Raw genomic sequence first — 11,173 nt, 5'->3', positions numbered from 1 at the left:
GAACTGACCATGCCGGTGCCGCACGACCGCCGCATCGGTCGGCGGCGAGCGGCCGGCAATCGGCGCTACCCGACCTCGAGACCCTCCACCCGTGTACAGGAGATGAGTTCCATGGAAGGCATCAGCGATGTCGTGTCGGGTCATGCCCGACGCATCCCCGACCGGGTGGCCCTGCGGTTCCTGGGCACCGGCGATGTCGACGGGCGGGTCGAGGAGTGGACCTACCGGGAGTTGGAACAGCAGATCCGTACGGTTGCTGCGGGCCTGGCGTGCACGAGAGCCTCCGGCCCTGTCCTTCTGCTTCAATCGTCGGGACCGGGCTGCGCCGCAGCGTTCCTCGGTACTCTTCGGGCGGGTCGTGTCGCCGTTCCCGTACCACCGCCGGACGAGCGACGCCACCAGCCCACGCTGACCCGGCTCGAGCGGATCGCCGCGGACTGCGGTGCCACGACGGTCATCGTGACCGCCGACGTGGCGCGGCGCGACCTGGGGAGCCTCACCGGCCTCGAGCGGGTTCTGCTCGATGCGGGCGAGGAGTCTGTTCCGGAGGGGACCGTCGATGGTGGCTCAGCCGACGGCATCGCCTTCCTGCAGTACACGTCAGGGTCGACCGGCGATCCGCGCGGAGTGGTCGTGGGTTACGACCAGCTCGCGCACAATCTCTCCTGCCAGCAGGAGATGTGGGAACTGGGATCGGACGACGAGTTCGTCAGCTGGCTCCCCACCTACCACGACATGGGACTGATCGCGGGAATCCTGTTGCCGCTGTCGTTGGGCGCGACCGTGACGATGATGGCCCCCGAGGCGTTCGTGCAGCGGCCGATGCGTTGGCTGGAGGCCATCGCCCGGTACCGCGGCACCTTCAGCATCGCGCCGAACTTCGCCTACGACCTGTGTGTCAGGCGCAGTGAGGCGACCCGGGTCGCGGGGCTCGACCTCTCGTCGTGGCGGGTGGCGGCAAACGGTGCCGAGCCGGTGCACGGGCCGACCCTCGACCGGTTCGGCGAACGGTTCGACGCCGCGGGCTTCGATCCGGTGGCCCTCACTCCGGCCTACGGTCTGGCCGAAGCGACGTTGATGGTTTCGTCCGTACCGCCCGGGCGGACCGCCCGTCGGGCCGCCGACCGCCGCCGCAGCGTGTCCTGCGGCGTCCCGGCGCCCGGTGTGGAGGTCCGTGTCGTCGACCCGGTCACGGCCGAGCCGTGCGCCGAGGGCGTCACCGGCGAGATCTGGGTCGGCGGTCCCAGCGTCGGTCGGGGGTACCACAACCGCCCGGAGACGACCGAGCAGATCTTCCATGCTCGTACGGCGGACGGGAGCGGTGGTCGATTCCTCCGGACCGGGGACCTGGGTTTCCTGGATGATGGTGAGCTCTTCGTGACCGGCCGGCTCAAGGATCTGGTCATCGTCGGTGGTGCGAACCACTACCCGCAGGACATCGAGCGGGTCGTCGAGGCGGCCCATCCCGGGTTGCGGGCGGGATGCAGCGCGGCGTTCGCCGTCGAGGAGGCCGCCGAGGAGCGGCTCGTCGTTGTCGCCGAGGTCGCCGGTGGGCACGACGACGATCACGAACAGATCGTGCACGCCATCCGTGACGCGGTGTCCGACGCCGAGCGGATCCCGGTGCATGCGGTGGCGCTGATCGCGCCGCGGTCGATCCTCAAGACGTCCAGTGGCAAGATCCGGCGCGCGGAGATGCGGGAGCGTTACCGGGACGGGCTCCTGCATCCGGTTCACGACTGGACCGCGAGTGAACGCACCCCGACGGCGATCCGCACCTGGCTTCGCTGGCACGTCGCGCTGCGCACCGGCCGTGATCCGCAGCAGATCGCCACGGACGTCCCGTTCCGCGCACTCGGCCTCACCTCGGTCGCCACGGTGGAGCTGACGGCCGCACTGGCGACCTTCCTGGAGCGCGAGATCACGCCGACGGCCCTGTACGAGTTCTCCACGATCGAGGCGCTCGCTGCGCACCTGACGGGTTCCCGTGCCGCTGCGGCCAGCGTGCCGGTACCCGCCCGGGAGCAGGAGCCGATCGCGATCGTGGGCATCGGCTGTCGTTTCCCTGGCGCTGCCGGCCCGCAGGAGTTCTTCCGGCTGCTCGCCTCGGGTACGGAGGCCATCGGGGACATCCCACCGGACCGCTGGGACGTCGAGGCGCACTACCGCCCGGGCACTCCCCGGCCGGGCAAGATGTATGTCCGGCGTGGTGGTTTCCTTGGCGAGGTCACCGGCTTCGACCCCGAGTTCTTCGGGATGTCGGATCTTGAGGCGCGTTACCTGGACCCGCAGCAGCGTCTCCTGCTCGAACTGACCTGGGAGGCGTTCGAGGACGCGGGCGTACTCCCCCCGGACGTCGCGGGCACCACGGCCGGGGTCTTCGTCGGCATCACCACGAGCGACTACGCCGATCTGATGCGCACGCAGGGGGTGCACGCCGGTCCGTACTCGGGCACGGGCAACGTGTTCAGCCTGGCCGCGAACCGTATCTCGTACACCTTCGACCTGCGCGGCCCGAGCATCGCGCTGGATACCGCCTGCTCGTCGTCGCTGGTGGCGATCCATCAGGCATGCCACAGCCTGTGGCGCGGCGAGAGCGCCCTCGCCCTGGCCGGTGGGGTCAACCTGATGCTGTCTCCGGAGACGACGGCCGCGTTGTGCCAGAGCGGTGCGTTGTCACCGGACGGACGCTGCCACACGTTCGACTCCCGGGCGAACGGATACGTGCGCGGCGAGGGTGCCGGGCTGGTCCTGCTGAAGCCGCTGAGCCAGGCGGTCGCCGACGGCGACCGGGTGCACGCGGTGATCCGCGGCACCGCGGTCAACCAGGACGGCCGCTCCAACGGCCTGTCCGGGCCCAACCCGCAGGCGCACGTGCGGGTGATCCGGTCGGCGCTCGACGCGGCCGGTCTGCGCCCGGGTGACGTGCAGTACGTCGAGGCCCACGGCACCGGTACCGCCCTGGGCGACCCGATCGAGGCCGGCGCCATCGCGGCCGCCCACGCCCCGGCGTCGATGCGGGTGGGATCGGTCAAGACCAACATCGGTCACCTTGAGGCCGCGGCGGGCGTCGCCGGCCTGATCAAGATAGCGCTGGCCATCGAGCACGGCGTGTTGCCGCCCAGTCTGCACTTCGCACAGCCGAACGAGCACATCGACTTCGCGAAGCTGCGCATGAGCGTGCCCGTCACAGCGGGGCGGTGGCCGCAGTCGCCCGGCGATCGGTCGGCCGGCGTCAACAGCTTCGGCGTGGGCGGTACGAACGCGCACGTCATCGTGGCCGAAGCACCGGCGCCGGTCACCGTCGCGAACAGCGGTCAGGCTCGCCTGATCGTCCTGTCGGCCCGCTCGCCGGAGGCCCTCGAAGCTCTGGCCGAGCGCACCGCGCGTAGTGCCGCAGGCAGTCCCGCATCGATCGACGACCTCGCCTACACGGCCGGGCTGCGACGCACGCACCACGAGCACCGGATGGCCGTGGTCGCGCGAACGCCTGAGGAACTGGCCGAGCGGCTCACGCCACCGCACCCGGAAGCGGTCACCGGCAGGGTCGTCGCCGACCGGCGCGTCGTGTTCGTCTTCCCCGGCCAGGGCTCTCAGCACCTCGGTATGGGGCACGGGCTCTACCGGGCCGACCCGGCGTTCCAGAACGCGTTCGACGACTGCGCAGCCGCCCTGCAGCCACACCTGGCGTGGCCCGTACGGGACCAGTTCTTCGCTGTCACCGAGCAGGATTCGATGCTCGACCGCGACGACGTCGTCCAGCCGTTGCTGTTCGCCGTGCAGGTCGCCCTGGCCGCGAGCTGGCGTTCCCGCGGCATCGAACCGGCCGCCGTGGTCGGACACAGCATGGGTGAGGTGGCCGCGGCCTACGTGGCGGGCGCGCTCACCCTCGCCGAGGCCGCCCGGGTGACCGGCCTGCGCGCGAATGGGCTGGCCACGCTGCGTGGCCAGGGGGCGATGGCCGTCGTCGGGCTCGCCGGAGACGACCTGACCCGGGCCATCGAACCGTACGCGTCGCTCCTGTCGGTGGCGGTCTGTAACGGGCCGGAGATGTCGGTCGTCTCCGGTGACGTCGACGCCATCGAGCAGCTGATCGCGGATCTGGCCGAGCGTGACGTGTTCGGCCGCCGGGTCAGGGCCAACGGTGCCGGCCACTCGCCGGTGGTGCAGCCGGTCGCGGACGAGCTGCGGACGGTCCTGGCCACCCTACGGCCCCGCCCGGTCACGGTTCCGATGTACTCGTCGGTGACCACGGCGTCGCTGGCCGGCACCGAGCTCGACGGCGCCTACTGGGCGGCGAACATCCGCGAGCCGGTCCTCTACCACCAGACCGTTCAGCGGCTCTGCGCCGACGGCTACCGCCTCTTCGTCGAGATGAGCCCCAACCCGACCCTCACACTGCCGACTGAGCAGGTGATCGGACCCGAAGGCCACGCGGTCGCCTCCCTGAGGCGCGGGCGGCCTGATCCCGAATCCCTGCTGGAGGCGCTGGGGGCGCTGCACGTGTACGGCGTACCGGTCGACCTCGGCCAGTTCTTCGACCGTCCGCGCCCGGTGGTCTCGATGCCTTCCGGACCCTGGAAGCGCACGCCGTACTGGTTCGGGCCCCTGGCAGCGCACGCTCACGCCGAGGTCGTCGGCCAGTCGCCGAAAACTACCGCCGAGGTGGTCCGCGCCGCGTTCTCGGGCGTGCTGCGAACGCGGGTCACCGGCGGTGACGACAACTTCTTCGCCCTCGGCGGGAGCTCGCTCATGGCCGCGCAGATGATGCACGAGCTGCGCGCGACGCTCGACTGTGACATCCCGGTGCGGCTGCTGTTCGACAACCCCACGGTCTCCGCGTTCGCCGCTGCGCTCGACGGCCTGCGGGTGGCCGGACCGGCAGCCGTGCCACGGCCCGTGCGTGTTGATCAGGACGACTTCCCCCTGACCATCAATCAGGAGCGCTACCTGCAGGCCGAACGCGCCGGAGGGACACCGTTTCTGGTCACCCAGCATCTCGACCTGGCCGGCCCGGTCGACCCGGACGCTCTGGCCCGTGCGATCGACCGGCTCGTCGCTGTGCACGACGGGCTGCGCACGGTGTTCACGGCCGGGGACGTGGTCCGCCAGCGGCACGCGGCGGCGGGCCCGGTGGCGTTGCCGATAACCGATCTCACGGCTGCGGCCGACCCGCAGGCCGAGCTGGCGCGGGCCCTCACCGAGGCCGAACGGCCGTTCGACCCGTTCACCGGGCCGCTGTATCGGTTCGGGCTGGTGCGTCTGACCCCGGATCGGCACGTCCTGACCGTCGTGCTGCACCACCTGATCACCGACGGCTGGTCGGCCGGCGTGCTGTTCCAGGATCTGGTGCTCGGCTACGAGGACGCCTCCCGGCCCGCCGCGCCGCCGCTGCGTCTGGCCGACTACGCGCAGTGGGAGCGGTCGTTCTACTCCGGAGTCGTCCTCGACCAGCAACTGGAGTACTGGCGAAAGAAGCTGGCCACGACCAGCGTGCCCGCGCTGCGTCTGGCGCGGGACGAGCAGCGCGTTGCCGGCCGGCAGCGGGAGTTGGGGCTGCGGGAGGTGGAACTGGACGGCGAGGTGGCCGCCGGAATCGAGCAGACCGCCCGTGCGGCCGGGGCGACCACGCAGATGGTGATGCTGACGGCGTTCATGCTGGCGCTGCACCGGCAGTCCGAGCACGACGAGATCACGGTGCCGATCAACGTGACCGCCCGCGAGGCGCCCGAGTTGCAGCGGGTCGTGGGTTTTCTCTCCCAGCTGCGGCTGATCACCGTCGACCTCGGCGGCGGGCCCGACCTGCGCGAGTGCCTGCGGCGGGTTCGCGAGGCCGTGTTGACCGCCGGGGAGGAGCAGGGACTGTCGATGAGCCAGTACTTCCATCTGGCCGGGCGGGCGCAGGAGGACATCCCGTACCGGATCTCCTTCAACCACCTGCCCGAGGTCGCGCTGCCCACCACGGTCGGGGCGGCCACGGTGACGCCGCTGGCCCGGCAGAGCGGCTACGTGTTACCACGCGATCTGGTGGTGGTTGTCCGGACGATGAACGGGCGGCTGCGCCTGTCCTTCGGGTACGACCGTGGCGTCATCGTCGAGGAGGGGCTGACCCAGTTGATGGCCGACACCCAGCAGATCGCGACCGCGATGACGAGGGACCTGGACGGGGCGGCCCGATGACCGCCGACGAGGTGCGTGCCCGGATCGCGGAGCTGGACTCCCGGCTGGCCGGTGCGCGGGACGGCGGGTCACCACGTGCCGTCGCCCGGCAGCGGGAGGCCGGCAAACTGACCGTGCGCGAGCGGATCGGTCTGCTGTTCGACCCCGGTAGCTTCGCCGAGATCGACGCCCTCGTGCGCAGCCGCCCGGACCCCGACTCGACGCGGGCCCGGCCGTACGGCGACGGCATGGTCATCGGGCACGGTCTGATCGAGGGACGGCCCGCTTTCACGTACGCGCACGACTTCACCGTGCAGGGCGGCAGCATGGGTGAGGCCAGCGGCGGAAAAGTACTCAAGGTCATGGATCTCGCCCTTCAGACCGGCTGCCCGATCATCGGCCTCAACGACTCGGGTGGGGCACGCATCCAGGAGGGTGTGGCCGCCGTCGGCTTCTATGCCGAGCTGGTGCGGCGCAACGTGGCCGCGTCCGGCGTCGTGCCCCAGCTGTCGCTGATCCTGGGCCCGTGCGCCGGCGGGGCCGCGTACTCGCCGGCGATCACCGACTTCGTCATCATGGCCGAGCGGACCGCACACATGTTCGTCACCGGCCCCGACGCCGTGCGCGCGGCGCTCGGTGAGGACACCGACATGGACACGCTGGGCGGTGGCCGGGTCAACGCCACCATCTCCGGTAACGCCCACCACCTGGCGGCCGACGAGGCCGACGCCATCGCCTTCGCGCGGCGGCTGCTCGGCTACCTGCCCAGCAACCACACCGAGCGGCCACCCGAAGGTCCGGCCTGCGACACCAGCGCCGACGTACCGGCCCTCGCGGAGCTGATCCCGGGCTCCTCCCGGAAACCTCTGAACGTGGCCGCGGTCATCGAGAACCTCGTCGACCCCGGCTCGTTCCTGGAGATCCAGCCCCGCTACGCCCGCAACATGCTCTGTGGCTTCGCCCGCGTCGGCGGACTGTCCATCGGGATCGTGGCGAACCAGCCCACCCACAAGGCGGGTGTCATCGACGGGCGCGCCGCCGAGAAAGCCGCCCGCTTCATCCGCTGCTGCGACGCGTTCAACGTTCCCATCGTGACCCTGGTCGACGTCCCGGGCTTCATGCCGGGCACCACCGAGGAGCATGCCGGGATGATCCGACGCGGGGCGAAACTGGCCTATGCGTTCGCCGAAGCCACCGTCCCGCGAATCACCCTGGTGCTGCGCAAGGCGTACGGCGGCGGATACGGTGTCATGGGCTCCAAACATCTCGGCGCCGACATGAACTTGGCCTGGCCAACCGCCGAGATCGCGGTGATGGGCGCCCATGCCGCGGTTGACATCCTGCACCGCACGGAACTCGCCACCGCGGCTGAGCCGGAACAGGCCCGGGCCAAGCTGATGGAGGACTACCAGGCCAGGTACGGCTCGCCGTACCTGGCCGCCGAGCGCGGCTTCATCGACGCCGTCATCCCGCCGGCGGACTCCCGCAGGCAGATTGCGGCCGCGTTGCGCCTGCTCAGTCGGAGGCCGCTCGCAGCGCGGACCGCGAAGCACGGCAACATCCCGCTCTAGGGTCTCTCCACGGGGTTACTCGACGCCGGGCCGATGGCGCTGACCGGATCAGTCACCTCTCCGCCTTCTCGTCATCGGCCTCCTGCCCGGGGGCCACCGCGCCACGGTGCCGGTGTTCGCCGAGCCTCCTGAACGCGCGTGGCGGTGCCGTTCCGGCCACGCTCGGCGGCCGCCTGCTCGTCGTGGGCCTCCCGAGTGACCGGAGTGCCGGTTTCGGGCTCCAGGTGCGCCCGGACGAACCAGTGGAACTGCTCGAGGTATCTGGCCTGGGTGATCAGCATGTCCTGGGTGACGGGGTCGGCCTTCTCCGTCTCGTAGATGGCGGCCCGGTGTGCCTCGATCACTGCGCCGTAGACGATGTTCAAGGCGGCGAGGTGGGTGTGGGTGTCCGCCCGGCCGATCGCGTAGTCGTCCCAGTCGCGCTGCTTGACCAGCGCCCCTGCGGTGCCCACGGGTGATCCGCCGAGAGCGGCGATGCGCTCGGCGACGTCGTCGACCATGACTCGTCCGGAGTCGACCTGCGGGTCGAGCATGGTGTGGACCGCGATGAAGTGGGGTCCGACGACGTTCCAGTGGACGTGTTTGAGGGTCAGCGCGAGGTCGTTGAGCGCGTTGAGCCGGTCCTGCAACAGGAAGATCACCTCGGCGGCGGTGTCCGGCTTGAGTCCGGGGACGGTGTAGGCGGGAGCGCTCGGCTGGTAGGTGCTCGGCGACATCTCTTCTCCTTTTCGGGATCGGTATGGCGAGGCGCGGTGACGTCGAGACGGCAGTTCGGGGTCAGCGCGGGGAGGGTCTGCTTCTCGGGCACCGTTCGTGTCGATCGGGCGTCTACCGGCGGCGTACAGGTGCCTTCGGACATGCGTCGTGGCGGCACGTGTCGGCGATGCTGTGCCGGGCGGTGTCCTTCAGCGCTGCCGAGGGTCAGGTCCGGGCGGGATGGCGCAGCAACGACATGGCGGCCAGCCCGGCGCCGTTGAGCGCCGCGGTGCGGGGGGACGCGGCGCGGTGCACCGGCAGGCGGAGCGCGGCGGACAACGCCGCGGACAGGCCGGGATGTGTGGCGCCGTCGCCCACGAGCAGCAGCCCACGGGTGAGGGCAGCGGCCAGTTGCGTCCGCGCTGTCTCGCCCCGCATGGCCTCGAGGTGGTGCGCGACGACGTTGCTCACCAGGTCGACGGTGGCGCCGCGGGCGAGGTCGCGAGTGCCGATGTCGGCGCGACGGGCCGCGACGACCCGCCCGTGGTCCAGCAGGGCGACCTCGGTCAGTTGGGCTCCGACGTCGGTGACCAGCAGGCTGCCGGCGGCTGCTCCCGAACCGATCGCGGCGGCGCGCACGGTGTCGATGAACACCAGGTGGGAGGGGGCGAGGACCGCCTCGACGACGCGGCGCACCACGGTCTGGTCGTGTTCGCCGGCCAGGACCGGACGGCAGGCCGCGACGACACCGCCGGGAGGTACCGGTTCGTTGAAGCGGCGGATCACCTGGGACAGCAGGATCTCGCAGCGGTCGGCGTCGATGATGCGGCCGCGCCGGATCAGAGAACCGGCGGAGAGGAACGCGTCCCCACACGGCGCGCTGATGGTGCCGCGGTGCGCCGCCCAGACGCCGATGGAGCTGCTGCCGAGGTCGATCGCGACCGCGGTCGGCGGGGCCGAGCGACACGTGCCGGCGGCGCGCCGGTCGGAGGAGAGGACGTTCGCGGACACGGTCACACCGATCACTTCCATTGATACGAGCGTTTACCGGCTCCCATCGTCGCCGCTGAACAGGGCAGTGACAGCGGTCGGGTCCGGCGAAACTTCGTCGCGCTCGTTGCCGACGCCCGGCAACCCGGCCCGTGGTCACCGACCGGTCGGTAGGCAGGATGCCCGTGACCTCGGTCGACGGCTCGGGTGCTGTCGTGGCCCTTCCTGGTCCGGACGGCTATGGTGGCCGGCATGGGTGACGGGCGCAGCTTCGGGGGCGTCGGCCGGCGAGCTTCGCTGCCGACGTTGCTCGTATGGGCTGTGCTGGTGTTGGTCGTGTCCGCCGCCCGGGACATCGGGTTGTGCATCGTCTTCCGGCTGACCCGTCGTGCGGTCCCGGGCTGTGTACCGGCGTGGTCGGCGGACCGGGCCCCGCCGACGTGGACGCTCACCGCCTGAAGCCGCCCGTTGCGCGGCGTCGGACACGACGCCGCCCCTTGGCTGGGAGCACCATGCCACCCCTCGTTCATGACTGTCGCTCCGGCACGCCTGTTGACCTGCCGGCGACGTCGTTTCCCTTCGTTGACCCTCGACACCTGGTCTCCGCCGTACCCGGGTGGACGACATGCTGACCGCCGGTGCCTACGCCCGTCCGGGCGTACAGTCCTGCCTTGCCCTTGACCTCGGAACGTCCACCGTACGGATGTGGACGCCGCAGGCGGGAACGGTGATCACGGAACCGACGGTGCTGTGCCGTCCCGGTTCCGACCGGCACGTGGCCGGACGGGCCGCGCTGACCGCTCAGGCCCGCGGTGTGACCGTCACGTGGCCGGTGCGCAACGGTGTGGTGCGCGACTTCTTCGCCTGTGTGCACCTGCTGCGGCTGCTGACCGCCGATATCCGCCTACCGTCCGACACCGCCTATCCCGTACTGGTGGGTGTGCCGGCGACGGCGACGCTGCGCCAGCGCAACGTGCTTGTCGCCGCGGTCCGCCGTGCCGTCGGCGGACGGGTCAGCGCGGTGGAGGAGCCACTCGCGGCGGCTCTGGCCTGCCGTCCTGACCCGGGCGGTGACGTGGTCGTGGTGGACATCGGATCCGGACGTATCGAAGTGGCACGTATCGGTGACCGCAGCATCGTCGCGGCCGAGCGTGTCGAGGACGCCGGGCCCGTCGACCGGATCCCGGCGATCGCCGACTGTGTGCGCCGTCTCGACCGTCCGCGGGGTGGTCAGCGGCGGCTGCTGCTCACCGGTGGGGGTGCGACCACCCCCGGAACCGCGGCGAGGTTGGCCGCGCTGACCGGCCGCTGCGTCACGATGCCCGCCGAACCGCCGTTGGCCACGCTCACCGGCCTGCGCCGGCTACTCACGGGCTGACGTGGGCCTGTCCCGCATCCGTATCCAGTTCCCGGCCGCGGTTTGCGGTCGTCTTCTTCCGGAGTTCTGTATGGACGTCGAATTCACACCGCTGCCGGGCATCGGAGAGTGCCACACGTTCACCACCGTCACCGGTCATCGGGTCGGGGTTGTCACCCACTACGCCGGCGGTCGACGCGAGCTGATCCATGGCGTCGGCGGCGATCCCGATGCCGCCTGCAGCCTGGCTCTCTCGCGTGGCGAGGCGATCGCGTTGGCGGGATTGCTGGGCATCCTGGACGTCATCGACGTGGATGTCACCGGCACTCGGCAGCCCCGTCACCCGGCTGCCGGGGGACGGGGCTGGGTGCTGCCACGGTCAGCGGCCGCGCCGGCCTCG

The 11,173-nt window shown here is 71.0% G+C and carries 7 protein-coding genes; 5 read left to right on the top strand and 2 right to left on the bottom strand.

Annotated elements, in window-relative coordinates; genetic code table 11:
- Positions 1-102 precede the first annotated feature (102 nt).
- Together ACOJTC_RS14280 and ACOJTC_RS14275 are read left to right on the top strand one after the other, a co-directional pair.
- On the top strand, positions 103-6,180 hold the full coding sequence (locus ACOJTC_RS14280) for a beta-ketoacyl synthase N-terminal-like domain-containing protein (protein ID WP_420117233.1): 6,078 nt from the start codon (positions 103-105) through the stop codon (positions 6,178-6,180).
- Positions 6,177-7,730 (top strand): acyl-CoA carboxylase subunit beta, encoded by a 1,554-nt coding sequence (locus ACOJTC_RS14275; protein ID WP_420117232.1) that lies wholly within the window; start codon positions 6,177-6,179, stop codon positions 7,728-7,730. The genes ACOJTC_RS14280 and ACOJTC_RS14275 overlap by 4 nt, the downstream gene beginning before the upstream one ends.
- Before the next feature lie 71 nt (positions 7,731-7,801).
- On the opposite strand, the gene ACOJTC_RS14270 is transcribed toward ACOJTC_RS14275, so the two are convergent.
- Both ACOJTC_RS14270 and ACOJTC_RS14265 read right to left on the bottom strand, forming a co-directional pair.
- Positions 7,802-8,446, bottom strand: a complete 645-nt coding sequence (locus tag ACOJTC_RS14270; protein WP_420117231.1) for a Dps family protein — start codon at positions 8,444-8,446, stop codon at positions 7,802-7,804.
- A gap of 205 nt (positions 8,447-8,651) precedes the next feature.
- Positions 8,652-9,458: a rod shape-determining protein gene (locus tag ACOJTC_RS14265; protein ID WP_420117230.1), complete on the bottom strand. Its 807-nt coding sequence runs from the start codon at positions 9,456-9,458 to the stop codon at positions 8,652-8,654.
- Between the two features lie 210 nt (positions 9,459-9,668).
- Here ACOJTC_RS14265 and ACOJTC_RS14260 point away from each other — a divergent pair, with 210 nt between their 5' ends.
- The 3 genes from ACOJTC_RS14260 to ACOJTC_RS14250 form a co-directional block, all read left to right on the top strand.
- On the top strand, positions 9,669-9,875 hold the full coding sequence (locus tag ACOJTC_RS14260) for a hypothetical protein (protein WP_420117229.1): 207 nt from the start codon (positions 9,669-9,671) through the stop codon (positions 9,873-9,875).
- Between the two features lie 166 nt (positions 9,876-10,041).
- Positions 10,042-10,794 carry a rod shape-determining protein gene (locus ACOJTC_RS14255; protein ID WP_420117234.1) on the top strand — a complete coding sequence of 251 codons (753 nt, stop codon included), beginning with the start codon at positions 10,042-10,044 and terminating at the stop codon, positions 10,792-10,794.
- Positions 10,795-10,864: 70 nt separating this feature from the next.
- On the top strand, positions 10,865-11,173 hold a 309-nt coding region (locus ACOJTC_RS14250), incomplete at its 3' end, for a hypothetical protein (protein ID WP_420117228.1).

Source organism: Micromonospora sp., from assembly GCF_048594385.1.
In the GTDB taxonomy this organism is placed as follows: Bacteria; Actinomycetota; Actinomycetes; order Mycobacteriales; family Micromonosporaceae; genus Micromonospora; species Micromonospora wenchangensis.
This window is presented reverse-complemented; position numbering and strand designations above follow the sequence as displayed.

Coding starts and splice junctions, on each gene's coding strand:
- ACOJTC_RS14280 (WP_420117233.1), top strand. CDS start 103: ATGAGTTCCATGGAAGGCATCAGCGATGTCGTGTCGGGTCATGCCCGA.
- ACOJTC_RS14275 (WP_420117232.1), top strand. CDS start 6,177: ATGACCGCCGACGAGGTGCGTGCCCGGATCGCGGAGCTGGACTCCCGG.
- ACOJTC_RS14270 (WP_420117231.1), bottom strand. CDS start 8,446: ATGTCGCCGAGCACCTACCAGCCGAGCGCTCCCGCCTACACCGTCCCC.
- ACOJTC_RS14265 (WP_420117230.1), bottom strand. CDS start 9,458: ATGGAAGTGATCGGTGTGACCGTGTCCGCGAACGTCCTCTCCTCCGAC.
- ACOJTC_RS14260 (WP_420117229.1), top strand. CDS start 9,669: ATGGGTGACGGGCGCAGCTTCGGGGGCGTCGGCCGGCGAGCTTCGCTG.
- ACOJTC_RS14255 (WP_420117234.1), top strand. CDS start 10,042: ATGCTGACCGCCGGTGCCTACGCCCGTCCGGGCGTACAGTCCTGCCTT.